Annotated in this window: 25 protein-coding genes and 1 riboswitch; of the genes, 15 read left to right on the forward strand and 10 right to left on the reverse strand. The window is 58.3% G+C overall.

Features of this window, described 5'->3' with window-relative positions; genetic code table 11:
* Positions 1 to 27: 27 nt before the first annotated feature.
* A riboswitch (TPP riboswitch) is annotated at positions 28 to 183 on the forward strand.
* The 8 genes from ACLI1T_RS01665 to tuf all read left to right on the forward strand — a co-directional run bounded on the left by ACLI1T_RS01665 (position 174) and on the right by tuf (position 8,707).
* A complete protein-coding gene (locus ACLI1T_RS01665; RefSeq protein ID WP_023025165.1) occupies positions 174 to 788 on the forward strand; it encodes an ECF transporter S component in 615 nt (204 codons plus the stop codon). Its footprint overlaps the riboswitch before it by 10 nt.
* A gap of 13 nt (positions 789 to 801) precedes the next feature.
* Positions 802 to 2,229 (forward strand): ABC transporter ATP-binding protein, encoded by a 1,428-nt coding sequence (locus tag ACLI1T_RS01670; RefSeq protein ID WP_023025166.1) that lies wholly within the window; start codon positions 802 to 804, stop codon positions 2,227 to 2,229.
* Positions 2,222 to 2,992 carry an energy-coupling factor transporter transmembrane component T gene (locus ACLI1T_RS01675; RefSeq protein ID WP_349853309.1) on the forward strand — a complete coding sequence of 257 codons (771 nt, stop codon included), beginning with the start codon at positions 2,222 to 2,224 and terminating at the stop codon, positions 2,990 to 2,992. The genes ACLI1T_RS01670 and ACLI1T_RS01675 overlap by 8 nt, the downstream gene beginning before the upstream one ends.
* A gap of 26 nt (positions 2,993 to 3,018) precedes the next feature.
* Entirely contained in the window at positions 3,019 to 3,570 is a 552-nt protein-coding gene (locus tag ACLI1T_RS01680; RefSeq protein ID WP_349853307.1) for a hypothetical protein, read from the forward strand.
* A 263-nt stretch (positions 3,571 to 3,833) separates the two neighbouring features.
* Positions 3,834 to 4,205: a 30S ribosomal protein S12 gene (gene rpsL / locus ACLI1T_RS01685; RefSeq protein WP_005276879.1), complete on the forward strand. Its 372-nt coding sequence runs from the start codon at positions 3,834 to 3,836 to the stop codon at positions 4,203 to 4,205.
* A 6-nt stretch (positions 4,206 to 4,211) separates the two neighbouring features.
* Entirely contained in the window at positions 4,212 to 4,679 is a 468-nt protein-coding gene (gene rpsG / locus ACLI1T_RS01690; RefSeq protein WP_023025169.1) for a 30S ribosomal protein S7, read from the forward strand.
* Positions 4,680 to 4,998: 319 nt separating this feature from the next.
* Positions 4,999 to 7,128, forward strand: coding sequence for an elongation factor G (gene fusA / locus ACLI1T_RS01695; protein ID WP_023016729.1), 2,130 nt, complete (start codon positions 4,999 to 5,001; stop codon positions 7,126 to 7,128).
* Between the two features lie 388 nt (positions 7,129 to 7,516).
* Positions 7,517 to 8,707: an elongation factor Tu gene (tuf, locus tag ACLI1T_RS01700; protein WP_023025170.1), complete on the forward strand. Its 1,191-nt coding sequence runs from the start codon at positions 7,517 to 7,519 to the stop codon at positions 8,705 to 8,707.
* Positions 8,708 to 9,068: 361 nt separating this feature from the next.
* Here tuf and ACLI1T_RS01705 read toward each other — a convergent pair whose 3' ends face one another.
* The 4 genes from ACLI1T_RS01705 to ACLI1T_RS01720 form a co-directional block, all read right to left on the reverse strand.
* Complete coding sequence (locus ACLI1T_RS01705) at positions 9,069 to 10,769, reverse strand: ABC transporter family substrate-binding protein (protein ID WP_411702869.1); 1,701 nt, start codon at positions 10,767 to 10,769, stop codon at positions 9,069 to 9,071.
* 147 nt (positions 10,770 to 10,916) lie between these two features.
* On the reverse strand, positions 10,917 to 12,800 hold the full coding sequence (locus ACLI1T_RS01710; RefSeq protein WP_411702870.1) for an ABC transporter ATP-binding protein: 1,884 nt from the start codon (positions 12,798 to 12,800) through the stop codon (positions 10,917 to 10,919).
* Complete coding sequence (locus tag ACLI1T_RS01715) at positions 12,797 to 13,789, reverse strand: ABC transporter permease (protein ID WP_411702871.1); 993 nt, start codon at positions 13,787 to 13,789, stop codon at positions 12,797 to 12,799. The genes ACLI1T_RS01710 and ACLI1T_RS01715 overlap by 4 nt, the downstream gene beginning before the upstream one ends.
* Complete coding sequence (locus tag ACLI1T_RS01720) at positions 13,790 to 14,773, reverse strand: ABC transporter permease (protein ID WP_005276890.1); 984 nt, start codon at positions 14,771 to 14,773, stop codon at positions 13,790 to 13,792.
* A gap of 346 nt (positions 14,774 to 15,119) precedes the next feature.
* On the opposite strand from ACLI1T_RS01720, the gene ACLI1T_RS01725 reads away from it, so the two are divergent.
* A complete protein-coding gene (locus ACLI1T_RS01725) occupies positions 15,120 to 15,818 on the forward strand; it encodes a hypothetical protein (RefSeq protein ID WP_349853301.1) in 699 nt (232 codons plus the stop codon).
* Here ACLI1T_RS01725 and amaP read toward each other — a convergent pair.
* From amaP to ACLI1T_RS01755, 6 genes are read right to left on the reverse strand one after another with little or no spacing between them, the layout of a single operon-like run.
* The gene (gene amaP, locus ACLI1T_RS01730; RefSeq protein ID WP_023025173.1) at positions 15,807 to 16,382 is read right to left on the reverse strand and encodes an alkaline shock response membrane anchor protein AmaP; all 576 of its coding nucleotides are present in this window, start codon (positions 16,380 to 16,382) and stop codon (positions 15,807 to 15,809) included. The genes ACLI1T_RS01725 and amaP overlap by 12 nt on opposite strands.
* Positions 16,375 to 16,941: a DUF6286 domain-containing protein gene (locus tag ACLI1T_RS01735; protein WP_023025174.1), complete on the reverse strand. Its 567-nt coding sequence runs from the start codon at positions 16,939 to 16,941 to the stop codon at positions 16,375 to 16,377. Before ACLI1T_RS01735 ends, amaP begins: the two co-directional genes overlap by 8 nt.
* Positions 16,934 to 18,064, reverse strand: a complete 1,131-nt coding sequence (locus ACLI1T_RS01740; protein WP_411702872.1) for an Asp23/Gls24 family envelope stress response protein — start codon at positions 18,062 to 18,064, stop codon at positions 16,934 to 16,936. Before ACLI1T_RS01740 ends, ACLI1T_RS01735 begins: the two co-directional genes overlap by 8 nt.
* On the reverse strand, positions 18,064 to 18,258 hold the full coding sequence (locus tag ACLI1T_RS01745) for a hypothetical protein (protein ID WP_023025176.1): 195 nt from the start codon (positions 18,256 to 18,258) through the stop codon (positions 18,064 to 18,066). The genes ACLI1T_RS01740 and ACLI1T_RS01745 overlap by 1 nt, the downstream gene beginning before the upstream one ends.
* Positions 18,259 to 18,260: 2 nt before the next feature.
* Complete coding sequence (locus tag ACLI1T_RS01750) at positions 18,261 to 18,608, reverse strand: hypothetical protein (protein ID WP_023025177.1); 348 nt, start codon at positions 18,606 to 18,608, stop codon at positions 18,261 to 18,263.
* 5 nt (positions 18,609 to 18,613) lie between these two features.
* Positions 18,614 to 19,093: an Asp23/Gls24 family envelope stress response protein gene (locus ACLI1T_RS01755; RefSeq protein ID WP_005276899.1), complete on the reverse strand. Its 480-nt coding sequence runs from the start codon at positions 19,091 to 19,093 to the stop codon at positions 18,614 to 18,616.
* A 711-nt stretch (positions 19,094 to 19,804) separates the two neighbouring features.
* On the opposite strand from ACLI1T_RS01755, the gene rpsJ reads away from it, so the two are divergent.
* The 6 genes from rpsJ to rpsS are packed head-to-tail and all read left to right on the forward strand — an operon-like array spanning position 19,805 to position 22,906.
* Complete coding sequence (gene rpsJ / locus ACLI1T_RS01760; RefSeq protein ID WP_003848085.1) at positions 19,805 to 20,110, forward strand: 30S ribosomal protein S10; 306 nt, start codon at positions 19,805 to 19,807, stop codon at positions 20,108 to 20,110.
* 23 nt (positions 20,111 to 20,133) lie between these two features.
* Complete coding sequence (gene rplC / locus ACLI1T_RS01765) at positions 20,134 to 20,790, forward strand: 50S ribosomal protein L3 (protein ID WP_349853299.1); 657 nt, start codon at positions 20,134 to 20,136, stop codon at positions 20,788 to 20,790.
* Complete coding sequence (rplD, locus tag ACLI1T_RS01770; protein ID WP_005281229.1) at positions 20,787 to 21,440, forward strand: 50S ribosomal protein L4; 654 nt, start codon at positions 20,787 to 20,789, stop codon at positions 21,438 to 21,440. The genes rplC and rplD overlap by 4 nt, the downstream gene beginning before the upstream one ends.
* Positions 21,440 to 21,742 (forward strand): 50S ribosomal protein L23, encoded by a 303-nt coding sequence (rplW, locus tag ACLI1T_RS01775; RefSeq protein ID WP_005276934.1) that lies wholly within the window; start codon positions 21,440 to 21,442, stop codon positions 21,740 to 21,742. The genes rplD and rplW overlap by 1 nt, the downstream gene beginning before the upstream one ends.
* 35 nt (positions 21,743 to 21,777) lie before the next feature.
* Positions 21,778 to 22,614, forward strand: coding sequence for a 50S ribosomal protein L2 (gene rplB / locus ACLI1T_RS01780; protein ID WP_349862043.1), 837 nt, complete (start codon positions 21,778 to 21,780; stop codon positions 22,612 to 22,614).
* 13 nt (positions 22,615 to 22,627) lie between these two features.
* Positions 22,628 to 22,906, forward strand: coding sequence for a 30S ribosomal protein S19 (rpsS, locus tag ACLI1T_RS01785; protein WP_005276936.1), 279 nt, complete (start codon positions 22,628 to 22,630; stop codon positions 22,904 to 22,906).
* The last annotated feature ends 1 nt before the right edge of the window (position 22,907 follow it).

Below are 22,907 nucleotides of genomic sequence, written 5' to 3' on the forward strand. Positions count from 1 at the left end.
AAATGTGGGCCTTGGGCTATTTGATTTAAACCATTACACGGGAGCTTTCAGAATCTGTGGGCCCGTGGGGCGCACAGGCCGCACCGGCACAGAAATGAAGGCTGAGATACTGCGATATGACGCGGTGAACCGTTGAACCTGATCCGGGTAATTCCGGCGAGAGGGAGAAAATAATGACTGCTAATACTACTGGGGCCGCAGCACCAAAGCGCAGCTTGGACTGGCGCGTGGTGGACATCGTGGTGGCATCAGTCTTGGGTGTTGCCTGTGGTTTCGTGTTCTTGGGCTGGAATGCCGTGGGCTATGCCTGGTACGAGGCCATGGATGCTCTTACGCCGGGTCTTGGTGGCTTGGCCACCGGCATCTGGCTGCTGGGCGGCATCCTGGGTGGCTTGGTTATCCGTAAGCCGGGTGCGGCGGTGTACGTGGAGGTCCTTGCCGCGACGGTATCGGCCGTCTTGGGTTCACAGTGGGGCATTAGCACCCTGTACTCGGGCCTGGCGCAGGGTATTGGTGTGGAGATCATTCTCGCCATCTTCATGTACCGCCAGTTCAACCTTGGGGTGACCATCCTGGCCGGTATGGCAGCAGGCTGGGGCGCCTTTGTCCTAGAGCTGTTTACCTCCGGTAACCTCGCGAAGTCCTTCGAGTTCAATATGATCTACTTGGTCACGTTGACCATTTCCGGTGCTATCTTGGCCGGAGCCCTGGGCTTTTATGTGGTGAAGGCATTGGCAAAGACCGGTGCCCTTGACCGCTTTGCAGTAGGCCGCGAACAGCGCGCTTAGGGCTTAGACCGCTGTGACTGATTTTTCACGCTTAGCAGGAAACGCCACAAAAATTGCGGCCCGCGGCTACGGCTGGACCCACGCTGGGCGCTCCCAACCGGCGCTGCAGGACATAGATCTGGTCATCGAACCCGGTGAGAAAGTCTTGCTGTGCGGGGATTCCGGTTCCGGAAAGTCGACGCTATTGGCGGCGATGGCAGGTGTCTTGGGTTCCGATGAGGAAGGCACGCGCACCGGCGAGATTACCTTGGAGGATTCTGCGGGCACGGTCGAAGAGCCGGGTCGGACCATTCCGGTGGGGTTGGTTCTGCAGGATCCGGATTCGCAGGTCATCTCCGCGCGCGTGGGCGACGATATCGCCTTTGGCTGCGAGAACCTGGCATATCCGCGCGAGGAGATCTGGCGCAGGGTGCAACAGGCTCAGGAGCTGGTTGGCCCCTACGTGGACCTGGATTTTCCTACCGAGCACCTCTCCGGCGGGCAGAAGCAACGCCTGGCGCTTGCCGGGGTCATCGCCATGGGCGCGGGCGTGGTCCTATTGGACGAGCCCACCGCCAACCTGGATCCGGAAGGGGCGCAGGACGTGGTGCGGGCCGTCGGCAAGCTGGTGAAGCACACGGGTGCCACTTTGGTGGTGGTCGAGCATCAGCATGCGGCGTGGGAAAGCGTGCTGGACCGCGCAGTAGAGCTGAAGGATGGGCGCATTATCTCTGATGCCCCCTTTGCTGACGTCGCCCGCAAGCGCCAGGTCACCGGTCTCCCGCAGGCGCGGTCACGGGCAAGCGATGCCCTCGATGAGTCCAACGCGGCGCTGTGGAGCAAGGATTTGGTAACCCGCTATGGGCCGCCGCGATCCATCTCCCTGCCGGCGGGGGCCTCGACCGTCATTACCGGGCGCAATGGCGTGGGAAAATCCACGTGGCTGATGACGATGGCGGGGCTACTTCCGGCCGAGTCCGGGGAAATCGGGGTCGCTGACTTCATCCGCCGCGGTGTGAAGGGCCCTCCTTCCCGGTGGAAATCCCGCGAATTGGCGGACCGCATTGGCTTCGTCTTCCAAAATCCCGAACACCAATTTGTCTCCCGCAGCGTGGAAGAGGAATTGCGGGTCGCGCCCAAGGTCATGCGCGTCGATCCCCCAGAGAAACGCATCGCCCAGTTGGTGGAATCGCTGCGCTTGGGGCACTTGCTCAAGGCCAATCCGTTTACGCTATCCGGCGGCGAAAAGCGCCGGCTTTCGGTAGCAACGGCTCTGGTGACCGCGCCGGAGGTGCTGCTATTGGACGAGCCGACCTTTGGCCAGGATCCCGGCACCTTCGTGGAATTGGTGGGCTTGTTGCGCCAATTGGCCGATGAAGGCACGACGATTGCGTCCATTACCCATGACCCGCTGTTCATGGCGTCCTTGGGCGATTACCAGGTGGAGGTGCGCGGTGCCTAATCTCTTGCGCAACGTCAACCCGCTAACCCGTATCTTCTTGATGTTCGTCTGGGTTACGCCGCTGCTTGCCTCCATCGACTGGGTTTCGGCGGCGATATCGCTAAGCCTGACACTCATCTTGGCGCCGTTATGTGGCGTCTCCTGGGTGCGCTTGTGGAAGGCCGGTTGGTTCTTATTCCTTATCGCCCCGCTATCGGGGATTTCCATGCTGCTCTATGGCGCGCCCGGGGGAGAGGAGTACTTCAGCTGGTGGCTGATTACGGTGACGGAAAATTCGCTCACCTTGGCCATTGCGATCACGCTGCGTGTGCTTGCGGTCGCACTACCAACGGTGGTGCTCGCACGCGATATCGATCCCACCGAGCTTGGCGATGCCCTCTCGCAGATCCTCCGCCTTCCCTCCCGCTTCGTTATCGGCGCCGTGGCCGGCGTGCGGATGATGACGCTCCTGAAATCCGATTGGCAATCGCTCGGCATGGCGCGCAGGGCCCGCGGGCTCACGGATGAAGGGCGCTTCAAGCACTTGCTTACGATGTCCTTTGGTCTGTTGGTCATTGCCCTGCGCCGCGGCGGCAAGCTTGCGACCGCGATGGAAGCACGCGGTTTCGGGCGCACCCCACCCGGAGGAGGGGAGCGGACCTGGGCCCGAGAATCCAGGCTGCACGCCCACGATGGGTGGGTGATGGTCTGCGGCCTCGCCCTTGCTTGTGTACCGGTGGTAACTTCGGTACTTACTGGGGCCTGGAGATTCTTTGGCCTTTAATCCGCGAAAGCAGTGATTCAAGCACTATGGACATTGATGCCGAACAAGAGCGCCTCTTGGAGGACATCGTTAAGCTAGCAGCCTCGCGAAAGCGTGCGTTTAAACCCGTCACGGTGCTTATCGATGGTCCCTCGGGCTCCGGCAAAACCTGGACCTCCGCCGCCTTGGCAGATCGTACCAATTGGCGGGTGGTTCACCTTGATGAATTCTATCCCGGCTGGCATGGCCTGGAAAAGGGCTCCGAGATGGTGGGCGAACAGGTCTTGCGCACCATGAATCCCGGCTATTGGCGCTGGGATTGGGAAGCCAACTGCCCCGGTGACTGGGCCAGCCTCGATGTGCGCGATGATCTCATCGTCGAGGGCGTTGGCTCCGTCACCGCTGACAACATTGCGGCCGCGAAAAAGCGCGGCGCGGTGGTGACCGTGTGCATCGATGGCCCCCGCGAGCAGCGCTATGAGCGCGCGATTGCGCGCGAGCCGGCCTATGAGAAGTGGTTTACCACCTGGGAAGAGCAGGAGAAATCCTACTTTTCCGACAAGGCTGCAGAGCCAGACCTGACGTGGGAGTGGGAGTAACCCTTCCGCGCAGCCGGCAGGATGGCCTAGCTGTTTTGTGTTCGTAGCGCTGGCTTTGCTAGTCTTATCTCTAGTTCACTATGTACCGCGCACCCTGTGTGAATATGGCGCGCAAAGAACATGGTGAAAAGTCTGATCCTTAACAAGGCACCCGCCTTGGGAAGAGTTCTGGACATGCGGCAGCGCCCCGGGAAAGAGCGCCTATTTTTGCATGTTTGGTTCCCTTCTTAAGAAGTGGTGCAATTCGACAGAAAGACTGTTTAATGCCAACTATTCAACAGCTGGTCCGCAAGGGCCGCCAGACCAAGCGCAAAGAGGTCTCTACCGCTGCGCTGAAGGGTTCCCCGCAGCGTCGTGGCGTGTGCACCCGCGTGTACACCACCACCCCGAAGAAGCCGAACTCCGCTCTTCGTAAGGTTGCCCGTGTGCGCCTTACCAGCGGTATCGAGGTTTCGGCCTACATCCCAGGTGAGGGCCACAACCTGCAGGAGCACTCCATGGTCCTCGTTCGCGGCGGCCGTGTGAAGGACCTTCCAGGTGTTCGTTACAAGATCATCCGCGGCTCCCTGGATGCCCAGGGCGTCAAGGACCGTAAGCAGGCTCGTTCCCGTTACGGCGCAAAGAAGGGACAGTAATAAACAATGCGTAAGAATGCTGCTCCGAAGCGTCCTGTAGTAAAGGACCCGGTATACAACTCCGAGCAGGTAACCATGCTCGTCAACAAGATTCTCCAGGATGGCAAGAAGTCCACCGCAGAGCGCATCGTCTACGGCGCGCTTGAGGCTTGCCGTGAGAAGACCGGCACCGACCCGGTTGGCACCCTGGAAAAGGCCCTGGGCAACATCCGCCCGGACCTCGAGGTTCGCTCCCGCCGTGTGGGTGGCGCTACCTACCAGGTGCCGGTTGAGGTCCGCCCAGACCGTGCCAACACCCTGGCACTGCGCTGGATGGTGACCTTCACCCGCCAGCGTCGCGAGAACTCCATGATCGAGCGTCTCTCCAACGAGATCCTGGATGCCTCCAACGGCCTCGGTGCTTCCGTGAAGCGCCGTGAGGATACCCACAAGATGGCTGAGGCTAACCGCGCCTTCGCTCACTACCGCTGGTAATTTTTAAGCACCTTCATCAATGGCCTAAGCAACGAGAAACGAGTTTCGCGCTGATTTCCGGGTTTCCCGGCGGCGAATTAAAACTTCATATCTCTTGCTTAGGCCATTTTGGTGGCGCGTGGTGTGATTTAGTCCAGCACAGCTGGCCCAGTCCAGCGCATTCGCTTTGTGTCCAGTACACTGAAGCGATGGAAGTCTAGGAGCCGCTGGGCACCTAGCACGGCCACACAATGGCAAACTTTTCAAGAACTTATCCATGCAGGCGTCTTAGCCAGGTTTCTGGTCACGGCGTCGACGACTATTAAGTTGGGGTATAAACGTGGCACAAGAAGTGCTCAAGGATCTGAACAAGGTCCGCAACATTGGCATCATGGCCCACATCGATGCTGGTAAGACGACCACCACCGAGCGTATTCTCTTCTACACCGGTATCAACCGTAAGGTGGGCGAGACGCACGACGGTGCATCCACCACTGACTGGATGGCACAGGAAAAGGAACGCGGCATCACCATTACCTCGGCTGCCGTGACCTGTTTCTGGAACAACAACCAGATCAACATCATTGACACCCCGGGTCACGTTGACTTCACCGTTGAGGTTGAGCGCTCCCTGCGCGTCCTCGATGGCGCCGTCGCCGTCTTCGACGGTAAGGAAGGTGTGGAGCCGCAGTCCGAGCAGGTGTGGCGCCAGGCTGCCAAGTATGACGTTCCGCGCATTTGCTTCGTCAACAAGATGGACAAGCTGGGCGCAGACTTCTACTACACCGTTGACACCATCGTTGAGCGCTTGGGTGCTAAGCCGCTCGTTATGCAGCTGCCTATCGGCGCTGAGGATGACTTCGACGGCGTTGTTGACCTGCTGAACATGCAGGCCATCACCTGGCGCGGCAAGGTCGAGACCGGTGCTGAGCCAACCTACGAGGAGATCCCTGAGGACCTCAAGGAAAAGGCTGAGCAGTACCGCGAGCAGCTGGTTGAGGCCGTTGCAGAGTCTGACGAAGAACTCATGGAGAAGTACTTCGGCGGCGAAGAGCTCTCCATTGACGAGCTGAAGGCCGGTATCCGCAAGCTGACCATCAACTCTGAGATTTACCCGGTCTACTGTGGTACCGCTTACCGCAACAAGGGTGTCCAGCCGCTGCTGGATGCTGTTGTGGACTTCCTGCCTAACCCGCTCGACGTGGGCGAGGTTATCGGCCACGCTGTGGGCGATGAGGACCAGCAGCTTACCCGTAAGCCTTCCGTTGAGTCTTCCTTCTCCGCACTGTCCTTCAAGATTGCGGCTCACCCATTCTTCGGTCAGCTCAACTTCGTGCGCGTTTACTCCGGCCAGGTCACCCCTGGTACCGAGGTCATGAACTCCACCAAGGGCAAGAAGGAGCGCATCGGTAAGCTCTTCCAGATGCACGCCAACAAGGAGAATCCGGTGGAGCAGGCTGACGCCGGCAACATCTACGCCGTTGTTGGTCTGAAGGAAACCACCACCGGTGACACCCTGTGTGACAAGAATGACCAGATCATTCTTGAGTCCATGGACTTCCCGGACCCGGTTATCAAGGTCTCCATCGAGCCGAAGACCAAGGCCGACCAGGAGAAGCTGGGTAACGCCATCCAGAAGCTCGCTGCCGAGGACCCAACCTTCACCGTTGAGTTGGACGATGAGACCGGCCAAACCGTTATCGGCGGTATGGGCGAGCTCCACCTCGACGTTCTTGTTGACCGCATGAAGCGCGAGTTCAAGGTCGAGGCGAACATCGGTAACCCACAGGTTGCTTACCGCGAGACCATTCGCCGCAAGGTGGAGTCCATCGACTACACCCACAAGAAGCAGACCGGTGGTTCCGGCCAGTTCGCAAAGGTTATCTGCACCATCGAGCCGTACAACCCGGACCCAGAGACCTTGGAAGAGGGCGAGTCTGCAACCTACGCCTTCGAGAACGCCGTGACCGGTGGCCGCGTGCCGAAGGAATACATCCCTTCCGTCGACGCTGGTATCCAGGACGCCATGCAGTACGGCTACCTGGCAGGCTTCCCGATGGTCAACATCAAGGCAACGCTGGAAGACGGCGCTTACCATGACGTTGACTCCTCTGAGATGGCCTTCAAGCTGGCCGGCTCCCAGGTATTCAAGGAAGCTATGGCCAAGGCAAAGCCGGTTCTGCTGGAGCCAATGATGGCCGTTGAGGTTGTTACCCCTGAGGAGTACATGGGCACCGTTAACGGTGATATCTCCTCCCGTCGTGGCCAGGTCTTCGCCATGGAAGACCGTTCCGGCGCCAAGGTTGTCAAGGCTAAGGTTCCGCTGTCTGAAATGTTCGGCTACATCGGTGACCTGCGTTCTTCCACCGCAGGCCGCGCTAACTTCACCATGGTCTTCGACTCCTACGCTGAGGTTCCTTCCTCCGTGGCACAGGAGATCATCGAAGAGCGCACCGGCGGCGCTAACTAATAACGAGGCCCCCCCATTAAGCGGAGGCTAAGGGCTGGTAGTCTCTGCCAGTAGATGCCAGCCTCACCGCTAAATGCGGCAACTGGGCCGGGTAGCGGCGGGCTGAGTTTGCAGCTAAAACCATTGGTTGTGAATTGAGCCGGCCGTTACCCTCCCAGGATCCTTTATTTGAGACTCTTGTTGAGGGAAATGGCCGCGAAAATACGCGGGGTTACCTCCTATAATGGCGGTTTGAAAAAACCGCGGGATAAATCTAGGATCGTGTAACTGGCACGTAAAGAAAGCGTCATTAGCGCTTTGTCCCAGACAATGGGTCAGGTGCCAATGACAACTGTCAACCACGTGGCTGCGAAGGTCGTAGCCACCATATAGTCCAGGAGGACATACAGTGGCAAAGGAGAAGTTCGAGCGTACGAAGCCGCATGTGAACATCGGCACCATCGGACACGTCGACCACGGCAAGACCACCACCACCGCAGCGATCACCAAGGTTCTGGCTGACCAGTACCCTGAGGAGAACCAGGCATTCGCGTTCGACATGATCGACAAGGCTCCTGAGGAGAAGGAGCGCGGTATTACCATTAACATCTCCCACGTGGAGTACTCCACCCCGAAGCGTCACTACGCACACGTTGACGCCCCGGGCCACGCCGACTACATCAAGAACATGATTACCGGCGCAGCTCAGATGGACGGCGCTATCTTGGTTGTTGCTGCAACCGATGGCCCGATGCCGCAGACCCGCGAGCACGTTCTGCTTGCTCGCCAGGTTGGCGTTCCTTACATCCTCGTTGCACTGAACAAGTGCGACATGGTTGACGATGAGGAAATCATCGAGCTCGTGGAGATGGAAATCTCCGAGCTGCTCGCAGAGCAGGACTACGATGAGGAAGCTCCTATCGTTCACATCTCCGCTCTGAAGGCACTCGAGGGTGACGAGAAGTGGGTGCAGTCCATCGTTGACCTGATGGAGGCCTGCGATAACTCCATCCCAGACCCGGAACGCGCTACCGACCAGCCGTTCCTGATGCCTATCGAGGACATCTTCACCATTACCGGCCGCGGCACCGTTGTTACCGGCCGTGTTGAGCGCGGTCGTCTGAACGTCAACGAGGACGTTGAGATCATCGGTATCCAGGAGAAGTCCCAGAACACCACCGTTACCGGTATCGAGATGTTCCGCAAGATGATGGACTACACCGAGGCTGGCGACAACTGTGGTCTGCTTTTGCGTGGTACCAAGCGTGAGGACGTTGAGCGTGGCCAGGTTGTTATCAAGCCTGGCGCTTACACTCCTCACACCAAGTTCGAGGGTTCCGTCTACGTCCTGAAGAAGGACGAGGGCGGCCGCCACACCCCGTTCATGAACAACTACCGTCCTCAGTTCTACTTCCGCACCACCGACGTTACCGGTGTTGTGAACCTGCCTGAGGGCACCGAGATGGTTATGCCTGGCGACAACGTTGAGATGTCCGTTGAGCTCATCCAGCCTGTTGCTATGGACGAGGGCCTGCGCTTCGCTATCCGCGAGGGTTCCCGCACCGTCGGCGCTGGCCGCGTTACCAAGGTTCTCGACTAATCGAGGCTTCGTAACCGCTCAGTAGAGCTTTAAGAGTCCGCTGCACCGCATGTCGGTGTGGCGGACTTTTTTGATCCCTAGACGCGTTCCCCGCGCGGTGTCAGCCGGCACTCGAGCGGGTGGGTGCTGTAGCTCGAAGCTGGTTGGACCATTTACAACTTGCATTATGCCTTTAAGCCTTCGTCGGTGGCGAGAATGCTGTGCAGGAGACGAGCGAGGTGATAGTTCCAGATCCGGCTCGGTCTGGGCGGTATCTTATGTCGCTTGGCTAACTGGCTTAGTCGGAGGCGAGCCCCAAAACGGAAAAAGCCTTCCGTGCCTGCGGGCAGGGAAGGCCTTTATCTAGTGAGGGAAGTAGTTATTATTTCTCCCAGCCGATGTTTTCCTTAGGAACGACGGCGAATCCGGGGGCGCCCATGTTGGCGATGCCCTTCTTCAGACCGACCATCTGTGGGCCGTTGGCGTACGGAAGCATGCCATACTCTGAGAAAGCCTCGGATTCGAGCTCATTGATGCGCTTGATCTGCTCATCGCGGGTCGGCAGCTTCTGCATCTTTTCGATCTTCTTGTCGAATTCCTCGGTACCAGTGCCGGACTTGTTAAGAGTGGAGTCGCTGGCATAGGTCTGGCCGAAGAATGCCGGGCCGAATGGGTCACTTGCAGCGAAGCCGGAGAGCAAGAGGTCAAAGTCGCGCTCGCTGGCGATCTTGGAGAAGTCAGAGCTTGGGCGCTCCTCAATCTTCAGCTCGATGCCTGCGTCCTTCAGCATCTTCTGGACAGCAGCAGCGGTGGACTTGTCGACCTCGTCATCGCCGATAAGCACGTAGCGAAGCGAAAGCTTCTCGCCGTCCTTGGCGTAGTAACCGTCATCGCCTTGAGAGTAGCCGGCGTCCTCCAGCAGGCTCTTGGCTTCTTCAACGTCGTACTCGAGTACCTCAGAAAGGTTGTCCTTGTAATCTTCCTGGGTTGGGTAAAGCGTCAGGGAGCCAGGCATTTCCTCTTCATAGCCAAGGCCGTTATAACGGATTTCTGCGAGCTGGTCGCGGTCGATGGCTGCAAATACTGCGTGGCGAACATCCTTATCAGCCAACTGTGGGGCCTTGGAGTTCAAAGTGAACAGGATGCTAGCCGGGCGGGTGGCTGCGCGGACGTCGATGGAATCGCCCATGTCTGCGGCGATGGTGAGGTTATTCTTGGTACCCACGCCGGCGGCGTCGATTTCGCCAGCCTGGAAAGCGTTGATGGTTGCCTGGTCCTCCATCACGCGGTAGCTGACCTTGTCCAGCTTCGGCTCATCGCCCCACCACTTCTCGTTAGGAACGAAGGACACGGTGCCGCCGCGGAAATCGGAGTTTTCGACCTTGAATGGGCCCGCACCGTACTGCGGGTTGAGCTTGCCCAGGTACTCCTTGTCAAACTTCTCGGCGGTATCAATCGCGGGGTGCAGGATGTCGTTAAACAGTCCCTGCCACCATGGATATGGACCCTCGAAGGTGACCACGGCTTCCTTATCGTTCTCACCCTTCTCCACGGATTCGATCAGCTCGTAACCGTCGGTGGAGTTGACCTGGACGTCCATGTCCTTGCCATTGTTGAAGCGCCAGGTGTTCTCGAAAGCGGTCCAGTCAATGGGGGTGCCATCGTTGAAGGTGGCGTCATCGTTGATGTCGTAGGTCACGACGGTCTTGTCGCCTTCGGTAGATTCGTCTACCGAATCCAGGTAGGCAGGGTTTGGGGTGTAGTGACCCTCGCCGTCATAGAGCGCCATTTGCGGGTTATACCAGCTCCATACGGTGCTGGTATCCGTGGTCATGTTGGCGTGGAACTGGTTCTGCTGCTCAGTTAGCTCGGAAAGGGAGAGGGTGAGCTCACCGCCGTCCTTAATCTCATCGCGTTCTTTCTCGTTGTAGTCACCGGTGGGCTTGACGTCGATCTCGAGACCGCCGACAGCCTTGTTGGAGGAGTCGCCACCGTCACCAGAACCCGAGCATGCGGTGAGGGCGAGTGCGGTGGCGGAGAGAGTGGCAACCGTTGCTATGCGGAAGCGACCGAACTTTTTCATGGGGATTACTCCTTGCGTGAGGTGAAGACGAAGTTGGCATAGACGGTCGATTTGGTAACCGCCCACTGCAACTATGTGGCGTACTTTACAATATTTATATTTGTGTCCGCAATCACTTTCTGGAAAGGGTGCGGGGCTATGGGAGGGCTATGCTCGGGACTTTTCCCTGCGTGCGCGGGCAACCTTGGGATCCGGATTCGGGATGGCATCCAGAAGCTTCTTGGTGTAGTCATCCTGCGGGTTATCGAAAATCTCATCCGTCGAGCCGGACTCGACGAACTGGCCCTTGTACATCACCGCAACGCGGTCCGAAAGGTGGCGCACGACGGAAAGATCGTGGGCGACGAAGAGATAGGACAGGCCCAGCTTTCGCTTGAGGTCCTCGAGGAGGTTAATGACACCCGCTTGGATGGACACGTCCAAGGCGGAGACTGGCTCATCCAGCACGAGGACCGAAGGGCGCGTGGCTAGGGCGCGTGCCAAGCCGATGCGCTGGCGCTGGCCGCCGGAGAAGTGGCTAGGGAAGCGGTCCAACTGCGAGGAGTCGAGGCCGACTAGGCCCATGAGCTCATTCACGCGGGCATCAACATCGCCATCAAAGCCCAGCGAGTTGAGCGGTTCCGCAATGACCTCGCGCACGGTCAGGCGTGGGTTGAGCGAGCTCATCGGATCCTGGAAGACGATCTGGATGTCTTTGCGGGCCTCGCGGCGCTCGGAGCCGCTCATGCCATTGGCGTCCTTGCCGTTGAGCACAACGGCCCCGTTTTCTGGGTCCAGATCCATGATCTCCAGCAACGTGGTGGTCTTACCACAGCCAGACTCGCCAACGATGGCCATGCACTCGCCCTCCCGGATATCGAAGGTGAGGCCGTCTACGGCCTTCACGGTCCCCACCTTGCGCTTAATTAGAGCGCCCTTGGTTAGCGGGAACTGCTTGCGCAGATCGTTCACGGCGAGGGTGGTCTTGCGATCCTCGCGGGGAACGTCGGCCAAGACGTCATCGGCAAGCTGCGGCGGCTTGAACATCAGCTCACCGTCGATCTTGCGGTTGTGAATTTCCGGCGCACGCAGGCAGGCGCTGCGGTGGGATACGGATTCGTCCTTGAGTGGAAGCAGCTCCGGCTCGCCGGTCAGGCAAGCCTCCTGCGCTACGGGGCAGCGCGGAGCGAATTGGCAGCGATCCTTCAAGTTCACCAAGACCGGAGGGGTGCCCTCGATGGGGGTCAGGGGCTCCGAGGCCGAGGAATCAGGGCGCGGCGTGGAACCGAGCAGGCCTACGGTATAGGGCATGCGGGGGTTAGAAAAAATGGTGTCGACGTCGCCGTGTTCTACCGGTTGGCCGGCGTACATGACCATGACATCATCGGCGGTTTCTGCCACCACGCCCATATCGTGGGTAATCATGATGGTGGCGGCGCCGGTTTCGCGCTGCGCCACCCGGATGACGTCCAGGATTTGGGCCTGGATGGTGACGTCGAGGGCCGTCGTCGGCTCATCGGCGATGAGCACGCGCGGGTTATTTGCAATAGCAATCGCGATGACCACGCGCTGGCGCATACCGCCGGAAAATTCGTGCGGGAAGGACTTTAGGCGCAGGTGCGGCTCGGGGATGCCCACCAGATCTAGTAGCTCGGTGGCTTGCTTCAGGGCCTTTTTCTTGCCGATGTCCTGGTGGGCCTGGATAGCCTCTACCAGCTGGGACCCAATATCGAAGACTGGAGTCAGCGCGGAGAGCGGATCCTGGAAGATCATGCCGATGCCATTGCCGCGGATGCGGGACATTTCCTTATCAGAAAGCCCGAGGAGCTCGCGGCCATCGAATTTCACGGAGCCTTCAACCTTGGCGTATTCCGGCAGCAGACCCATGATGGACATGGAAGTCACGGACTTACCGGAGCCGGATTCGCCGACGATGCCCAGGGTGCGGCCGGGGTGCAGGTCAAAGCTGACACCACGCACCGCAGAGACGGTACCCGCTTCAGAGGGGAAGCTGACGCGTAAGTCATTGACGGACAAGATAGGCGAAGTCATAGTTTACCTCCGGAATTGGAGTTGGGGTCGAGTGCGTCGCGCAGGCCATCGCCAATAAATGCCATGGAGACGGTCAGCAGCGTCAAGGTAGCGGCGGGGAAGTAGAACTGCCACGGGGCCGATTGCAAGGAGGCGGTGCCGCCCTGCAGCAAGGTACCGAGGGAGACATCGGGAAGCTTTACGCCCAAGCCCAGGAAGGACAGTGCGGTCTCAGAGCCCACGGTACCCACCACGCCGAAGACGAACTGGATGATAAGCAGCGAACCAATATTAGGAATGACGTGGCGGACGATGGTACGCATCTTGGATACGCCCATGTAGCTTGCGGCGCGGACATAATCCTGCTCGCGAACGGTAAGAGCCAGGGACCAAATCACGCGGGCCTGGTACATCCAGCCGAAGGCGATAAGGACGATCATCAAAAGCTTCCAGTCACCGCCGGAGTCTGCCACCACAAGGGCGATGAGCAGGAAGGTCGGGATGGAAAGTAGGAAGTGAATAACGGCGAGAACGGCCTTTTCTGCAAAACCGCCCCACAGTGCCGCGCCACAGCCGATGAATGCCGAAATGACCAACGTGGCAAAGGACACCACGATGGCGATAGTCAGGGACCTGCCAAGACCGTGGATGGTTTGGGCATAGAGGTCATTGCCGGAATCGTTGGTACCGAACCAGTGCTCGGAGCTCGGTGGCTCAGACAGGGCGAGGAAGTCCGGTTCCGTGTAGTCCCACTGGGCAAAGAAATTGCCAAAAAGGGCGGCGAAGATGAGAAAGCCCAGGATGAAAACACCGACGGTGGCTAGCTTGTTGCGGAAGAAGCGGCGGACGTACAGCTTGTACCGGGAAGTACCGCGGGGAACCTCCGGCAGCGTGGCCATGCGCTCGGCTTCCTCATTGCTTAAAGGATCCTCGGAGACGACCTCGGTGCGCGTAGAAACCTCGCCACGGGGCTGTTTCTTGGACATCTTTGGTTCTTTGGGATTTGTCATTTAGCTCACCCTTACTCGTGGATCCAAGGCGACAACAACGAGGTCTGCCAAGACGGCGGACACGGCCGTCATTGCGGCACCGAATGCCGCCACGGCTACCGCGCCATTGATGTCGTTCTTACTGATGGTCTGGATGAAGTACTGGCCCATACCGTTCCAGCCGAAGATGCGCTCCGTCATCACGGCACCGGTGAAGATGCCGGGCACAGAGAAGGCGACGGACGTTGCCACCGGAATGATGGAGGTGCGCAGCGCGTGCTTGCGGATGGCCTGCTGGCGGGTAAGTCCCTTTGCACGTGCGGTGCGGACATAATCCGCATCGAGGTTATCGAGCAGCAGCGTGCGCTGAGTCATGTGGTAGCTGGCGTAGCTGATGATCACCAGGGAAATCGTGGGCAAGACGAGGTGCTGCGCGGAGTCCAGGAGCTTGGGGAAGAATCCCTCGACCCCCAAGGACTTAGAGCCGACGACGTAGAAAATCTTCTTGCCGGTCAAATCGTTGATCTCCAGGGCGGCCCAGACGACGGCGATGGAGGCAACAACCACGTGGGTATTCATTGCAATGATGGAAATTCCCTGCCACACGCGGTCACCGGTCTTGTACTGGCGGGAGGCGGTGTATACACCAACGGCCACACCGATGACGATGGACAGGATGGTGGCCAGCAAGAGCAGCTGTGCGGATACCCAGATGCGGTAGCTGATCTCTTCGTTAACCATCTCACCGACCGGAGATTGTCCCCAGTCCCACTTCGTGAGGATATTGGTCAGCCAAGTCCACCAGCGCTCCAGGAGCGGGGTTTCTGGGCTGAGGTTATAGGGCTCGAGGAGGTTATTGATTTCCTCATCTGAAAGTGGTGGACGGCGCTCGGTGTAGTTCGAACGCGGGTCCAAAAACGAGGCCGCCAAGAAATAAGCCAAGTTAGTGGCTAAAAAGATCATGAGTAACCAGCCCAAGATCTTTTTGATCAAATACTTTGTCATGGGGAAATTCTCCGTGCGCGGTTAAGCAGGAAACAGTGCGAATAAATATGAAGCCAACGATGGAGTCGTTGTATGTGACCAATCTAATAAGATATAAGCGAGCGCACAATTCACGTAACCCCGTGATGTACATCGCCAATCAAACGACAGGTATTTTTACAGTGTAGTTGTTTAGGGTCCTAAAAAGAAAAATGGGATTCAGCTGCAAGTTTAAAAACCTGAATTGTTCAAAAGCTATAAGAATTGCTTACCTGAAAATAAGTGACAACGGGGGTAACCAATCAACCAATGCGGGGTGTTCCCCGTGGCTGTATTAGGGCAGAAGGGCTCGGTAGGCTAGTCACTTATGGAAGATCCCACTCGCATTGACCCGACCTTGGCAGCGCTGCGCAAGGCGTGGGAGGGGCAGCCTGATCTGAGCCTGCCTACGCTTTTTGCCTTATTAGCCAACCGGGGCATCGGCTGGGGCGTGAGCGACGCGGAGTTGGTCGCGGAACTTGAGAGGCAGGCCGAAGTTCACCCGCCGTTATTGCCCCTCGAGGAAGGTCGCGTGGGCACAGGTGAGTGGCTCGTGCTTAGCGATGCCCCCATCTGCCGCATCACCGCCGATGCTTCCCGTATCATTGTTCGCCGCGCTAATACGCAGCCGGTGGTGTGGTCATATAGTGCGATTCGGCCAACGGGGCCCGGCCGGCCCTTCGTGGTTACGGACGCTGAAGGCTTTGAACACCGCCTTGGGATCGTCTCCAGCATCATGCGGCTGTCTGAACAGCTACCAGAACTCAGCGGGCTTAAGCGCTACGAGTTGGGAGACTTTGTTTATATCCTCCGTTTCGAGAGTGCGATTGCAGTTCTAGACCACGGACTGCATCTCTTTCAGAAGGAGAATCGGCGGGTGGTTGCCCGCGATTATGCGTGGAAAAGGATAGAAAAATGCCGCCCCGGCGAGGAGCTGGAAGTACTCCTCGAGGGCGGCGATTATGCGCGATTGGGCAAGGTGGTTGAGGTCCTTGTTGCTGAGACCCCAAACCCCTTATTCAGCTAAATCCTTCATCGGCTTAACCTTGGTGAAGTGCAGCTTATAGCTGGTATCCAAGTCAGCGTTTGGGAAAGCCTCCCGGAAGTCGCGTTCATTGGTCTCCACAGCATCAGTCAGTCTCTCCAGCGGGGTATCTGGGTTAGCAACCACCGTGTACTGCAGCGTTGGGCGGGCGCGGTCGTATGCAACCAAGCGGTCTACGCGTTCCACTCCATCGAGCGAGTCCAGATCCTTGGCCACCGCGGTGGCGATGGCGTTCATGGATGCAGAGATTGCTCCTTGTTCATTGGAGGCTGCGGATTCCACATTATTAAAGCGGCGGTGACGAAGGTTCACGACGATGAGCCACAAGCCAATGATGAGCAGCAGGGCAGAGGCGCCAGCCAAGACCCAGACCCACCAATTATTATCGCCCAAAGTGCGCCACGTATCGTGGTCTACCCACTCGGCCAAGTACTCAGCAAATTCCACATTGAAGTTAATGAGGATCGGCCATACACCTAGCGCGATGAGGATAATTCCAAGCAAGCCCAGGAGGATTCGGTCAAAGGTAGCAAGCTTTTTAGACATGATTATCCATCTCCGGAATCTTCTCTACGGCTACGGTGACCTTGGGTGGGTCTGCAAGGACCTCTAAAGCGCGGGTGACAGCCTTTTCCACGCGCCCAGGCAAATCGGCGTCTTGCTCATCGCCATTAACGGTGACCTTCGCGCTCTTGGTATCCGCCGAAGTCTGCGCGGAAGCAACTCCCGGAACACGGCGTGCTGCAGCAGAGCTCAATCGCGCGACATCGACTGGCCGCATCCACATGGAAGCGGACTCGGAAGCGACCTGGGTGTGGGTATTGCGACGGGTCTTTACCGCAGCGAATACAAAGATGAGACCAACCACGATGGAAGCCACGCCAGCCCAGATCATCCACGTCTCTAATTGCTCGGTGGCAATAAGATCAAGGACCGGCTGAACCCACGATTGGGCATTGGCATCTGCTCCGACAAGCCAGGTTTCGCGGACACCCACAATGCCAATGGCAAGCAGAACGAAACCCAGAATTACGGTCCACGTGCGCACTGCAGGAGACGCCTTGGGCCGCTGCCCGAAATGCTCAGGCAAATTCATTTCAGCCATTATTGCCTCCTTGCTCGTGGTACGGGGTAATGGAAATGGCACGCAGCGGCTCAGGCCGTGGCGCATAGACGTGCAACGGGCGCTGGCTAGCTGGCGATACCTCAATGCGCTTTAGCGGTTCCTGACGCGGGGTCTGAACCTTGCGCAGGGACGCGGGCCTAACGGTCCGCACGCGTTGCTCGCTTCGGGAATTGTCGATCTCGATCTTGCGCAGCGGCTGCGGGCGCGGTGGCTGCACCTTGCGCAGGGGAGCCGGGCGGGCAATGCGAACGCGCTTTTTCTGTTCTGAATTGTCGATCTCGATTTTGCGCAAAGGCTGCGGACGGGGAACAGAGACCTTTGCCTTTTTGACAAAGGGGCGTACCTGTCCGCTCGGAAGCAACCTGCCAGGGCGCGGAGCGCGAACGCTGCGTACCTGCTCTGGGCGTGGTTCGACGATGCGACGCGGTTCGTGATCTTCTGGAGCGCTAATTTCTAGCAGCTGGTGGTCTGGAAGAGCAGCGGAAATGCTGCGCACCGATGCTTCTCGCGGCGTATCGACGGAGCGCACTGGCGTGTCACCAGAGGGTGTCGATACTCCGCGAACAGCAACTTCCTTTCCAGAAGAAATTTCGCGGATTTCCGCCTCTTGCGGGGTGTCGACGTTGCGAACCGGGGCTTCTTCCGGAGTCTCGATGCTTCGCACTTCGACCGAGTCCTGAGTAACGGGTTGGGTCACGGTAGAAGGACTGACCTCCGGGGTAAAAGCTGAAGCGGCAGGACGCTGCGCAAGCTGTTCTGCGGTAACCCGGGTATCCGGAACCGACTCACCGACGGTGACATTAACGCGGGTGGTGGAATAGCCGGTATGGGCAGCAATAGCCTCTGAAATGGCGGCACGCGTACTTTCCGCGACTGCGGTAACCGGAGACGGCCACACCACAGCGATGGTCGCGCTCACGGCAGCGACTTCACGCTCTGGATCCATCTGTACCGAAACCCGTGGATAACCGCGTCCGCCAATGCCAGCAAGCTTGGCATCTAAATCTTTTGTGCCAGGCACGCTAGCAATTGCGGCGGTCACGATTCGTTCCATGGTCCGCAGCGAGAAACGCGTGTGGCCCTTAGTGGAACCTTCTGACATTAGCCTTGGCCTTTCTCCTTGCCAATGAGGCCATTCCACACAGCGCTGAGGTCGATGCGGCCATCAAAGTGGGAGCCCAAGAGGCCACCGACGGCAGCAAGCAGCACGGCGAGCAGCGTCCAACCCCAACCTAAGTACAAAAAGAAGGCAAGTAGTAGGCCGATAACAATGCCCAATGTGGTGTAATTCTTCATATCTAATCCTTCGAGGGAGCAGCGGATAAGCCATCTACGGCGTCAGAAAACTCAACGTCGACGCGTTCCAGCTCCGTACATGCCTTGCGGGCGGCCGAGCGGATTTCTTCCGCTAGGCGGTACAGATCAGGCTGCGCACTGATATCAACACGGACGTTGATTTGCAGGTGGCGATCGTCGCGGGGATCGGGCCGGCGCATGCCGGTAACCCTTTCGCCCGGGAAGAGTAGGCTCACCGAGCCGTAGGGTCCGCCGTCAAGGCCCGCGACACCGTTGAGCTTTTGCACCGCTTCCGCAATTGCGTGAGCGTGGCTTACCTCGAGCTCAAATTGTGCTCGGGGTTCAGGCATTGTTCTTATGCCTGGCCCTGGTTCAGTGCAGCCTGCTCTTCAGACTCGGAGTCTTCCTTCGGCAGCTTGACGTTGTGAACAACAACATCAACGCGTTCTACGGTCAGGCCGGTCATGCGCTCGACAGCGTTCATGATGTTGCGGCGGATTGCCTCAGCCAGCTCGTGGATAGCAACACCGTACTCAGCGGTGATGGCGATCTCGATCTTTGCGGAGCCGTTTTCTACCTCTACGTCAACACCCTGGCGTACGTCCTCGGATGCACCGAAGGACTCGCGGATGGTGCCCATCATGCGAGCGCCGCCGCCACCGAGGGAGTCAACCCCGGAAACTTCGCGGGCTGCAATGCCAGCGATCTTGGAAACAACGACGTCATCAATGGTGGTGGTGCCGTACTGAGTCTCCAGGTTGTTGTTTACCTCGCGCTCTTCAGAAGCGGCAACGTTGTTCTCAGAGTGCTTTGCAGGAGTGTTGTTCTCAGACATGGTCTTTAAGGCCTTTCCTTAAATATTGACTTGCATGGTCGCAATATGAAATTGAAGGACCAAGAACCAGCGGTTCAAAATCCTTCCTTGAGCGTACCTACCGCTTAACCACACGTGGGGTCTGGGACAACAATATTTACCAAAACGTGATTATTGGCACTATTGCTGGGATGGTTTGAAAAACACCAGCCCATCGTGCTTAAATACATAGGTTGCTTTAACAGGGCAGCGCGAACCGGTAACGCACCGTCTTAGACACGGTGCATATCGGCGAGACGCTGAGCTGGTAAAGCGAACATGACACCTTCGTTGTCACCGTGGATCAGGATTTTCCTGAAACACAGACTGGAAGGTCATCCGATCGGGCTAGGTCCGCGCTAGAGCAGAGACACCCCGAGACGATGGACCGGAGAAGGGGCATGGCAAATAAACAGCGGCAGTTAGCGAATAGGACACTCTCCACGTGTAATGCGTGAAAACCGTCCTCTTCACAATACTTTGACTACGGGTCTTGTGCCCCGTCAGGAGCACTGCAGACTGGCATTTGCCATGTGCTGTATCTCTTGGTTGTCATGACAGTCAGACCACTGGCGTTGTGTCAGGCCCCAAGCCCGGACAACGTTATAGAGAAATCGAGAAGCAATTTCCCACCGCTTCACGCCCCGGAAACGCCGGGAATGTGAAAGTGGGGAAGCGAGGAAGAGGATAAGCGTGGCGGGACAAAAGATCCGCATTCGGCTGAAGGCCTATGACCACGAGGCAATCGACGCTTCTGCAAAGAAGATCGTCGAGACCGTTACCCGTACGGGTGCTCGTGTAGTTGGCCCAGTGCCGCTCCCAACCGAGAAGAACGTGTACGCAGTTATTCGTTCTCCGCACAAGTACAAGGACTCTCGCGAGCACTTCGAGATGCGCACGCACAAGCGCCTGATCGATATTCTCGACCCGACCCCGAAGACCGTTGATGCTTTGATGCGCATCGATCTTCCGGCAAGCGTCGACGTGAACATCCAGTAAGCGACTTTGGTGGAGAACTAATAATGAGTGAAAACGAGATCAAGGGCATTCTGGGCAAGAAGCTCGGCATGACCCAGGTCTTCGACGACGAAAACCGCGTTGTTCCGGTTACCGTCGTTGAAGCAGGGCCATGCGTTGTCACCCAGATTCGCACCCCCGAAATCGATGGCTACAGCGCCATCCAAATCGCCTTTGGCGAGATTGACCCACGCAAGGCAAACAAGCCTGAGTCTGGTCACTTCAAAAAGGCTGGCGTAACCCCGCGTCGTCACGTTGCGGAAATCCGCATGGACGACACCTCCGCATACGAGGTTGGCCAAGAGGTCAAGGTAGACATCTTCGAAGACATCACTTTCGTTGACGTCACCGGCCAGACTAAGGGCCACGGCTACGCTGGTGCTATGAAGCGCCACGGCTTCCAGGGTCAGGGCGCAGCTCACGGTAACCAGGCCGCTCACCGCCGCGTTGGTGGTATCGGTGGCGCTGCTACCCCGGGCCGCGTCTTCAAGGGCAAGCGCATGGCTGGCCGCATGGGCCACGACCGCGTGACGACCCAAAACCTGAAGATTCAGAAAGTCGATGTCGAGTCCAACCTGCTGCTCATCAAGGGTGCTATCCCTGGTGCGCGCGGTGGCCTCGTCACCGTTAAGACCGCAGTGAAGGGCGGTGCACACGCATGAGCAACCTCAAGCTAGACGTCCACACCTCCGAAGGTAAGACCAATGGCTCCGTGGACCTGCCGGCTGAAATCTTTGACACCGAGGCATCCGTTGCTCTGATGCACCAGGTAGTCAACGCACAGCTTGCTGCTGCTCGTCAGGGCACCCACGCCACCAAGACCCGCGGCGACGTCCGCGGTGGTGGTCGCAAGCCTTTCCGCCAGAAGGGCACCGGTCGTGCGCGCCAGGGTTCCATCCGTGCGCCGCACTACACCGGCGGTGGCACCGTCCACGGCCCGCAGCCACGTAGCTACGCACAGCGCACCCCTAAGAAGATGATCAAGGCTGCTCTCTTCGGTGCGTTGTCTGACCGTGCTCGCAACGAGCGCATCCATGTCATCGAAGAGTTGGTTCCTGGCCAGAAGCCGTCCACCAAGGCGGCCAAGGCTTTCCTCGAGTCCCTGACCGAGCGCGACAACGTGCTGCTGGTTATCGGCCGCGAGGACATCAACGCCCGTCGTAGCGCTAATAACCTGCCGAACGTTCAGATCTTGGACGCCGGTCAGCTCAACACCTACGACGTTCTCTACTCCGATGACGTTGTGTTCTCCGTTGAGGCGCTACACACCTTCATCACTCGCGCTACCGGCGCGGATAAGGAGGAGAACTAATGGCTAAGATTTCTAACCCGCGCGATGTCATCATCGCCCCGGTTGTATCTGAGAAGTCCTACGGTCTGATGGAGCAGAACGTCTACACGTTCTTCGTCTCCCCAGACTCCAACAAGTCCCAGATTAAAGATGCCGTCGAGCAGATCTTTGACGTGAAGGTCGACTCCGTGAATACCGTAAACCGTGCAGGTAAGCGCAAGCGCACCCGCACCGGCTTCGGTCAGCGTAAGTCCACCAAGCGTGCATACGTGACGCTCCGTGAAGGCAGCGACTCCATCGACGTCTTCGGCGCAGGCGCTTAAGCGCCACCGGAGAGCCGAAAGGAAAAGGAAGAATTATGGCTATTCGTAAGTACAAGCCGACAACTCCGGGTCGCCGCGCATCCTCCGTATCTGAGTTCGACGAGATCACTCGCTCGACTCCGGAGAAGTCCCTGCTGCGCCCGCTGAGCAAAACCGGTGGTCGTAATAACTACGGCCGCATCACCACCCGCCACATCGGCGGTGGACACAAGCGCCGTTACCGTCTGATCGACTTCCGTCGTAACGACAAGGACGGCATTCCGGCAAAGGTCGCTCACATCGAGTACGACCCGAACCGCACCGCAAACATTGCATTGCTGCACTACGTAGATGGCGAGAAGCGCTACATCATCGCGCCGAAGGGCCTGAAGCAGGGTGCTGTTGTCGAGTCCGGCGCGAACGCAGATATCAAGGTGGGCAACAACCTGCCGCTGCGCAACATCCCGACCGGTTCGATCATCCACGCCGTTGAGCTCAAGCCGGGCGCTGGCGCTAAGCTGGCTCGTTCTGCTGGTGCTTCCATCCAGCTGCTGGGTAAGGAAGGCAAGTACGCCGTTCTGCGTATGCCGTCTTCTGAAATCCGCCGCGTGGACATCCGTTGCCGCGCAACGGTTGGTGAAGTTGGCAACGCCGAGCAGATGAACATCCGCTGGGGCAAGGCCGGCCGCATGCGTTGGAAGGGCGTTCGCCCGACCGTCCGTGGTGTCGTTATGAACCCGGTTGACCACCCACACGGTGGTGGTGAGGGAAAGACCTCCGGTGGTCGCCACCCAGTGTCCCCATGGGGTCACAAGGAGGGTCGCACCCGCAACCCGAACCGTTACTCCAACAACATGATCGTGCGCCGTCGTCGCCCGAACAAGAAGCGCTAAGAGGAGGTAAACAATGCCACGCAGCCTTAAGAAAGGCCCGTTCGTCGATGAGCACCTCCTCAACAAGGTGGATGCTCAAAACGATGCAGGCACCAAGCAGGTCATCAAGACCTGGTCTCGCCGCTCGACCATTCTCCCCGATTTCATCGGACACACCTTCGCCGTCCACGACGGCCGCAAGCATGTGCCGGTCTTTATCGAGGACTCCATGGTCGGCCACAAGTTGGGCGAGTTTGCACCAACCAAGACCTTTAAGGGTCACGTCAAGGATGACAAGAAGGGACGTCGATAAG

Origin of the sequence: Corynebacterium tuingiense (assembly GCF_046718165.1) — a bacterium.
In the GTDB taxonomy this organism is placed as follows: Bacteria; Actinomycetota; Actinomycetes; order Mycobacteriales; family Mycobacteriaceae; genus Corynebacterium.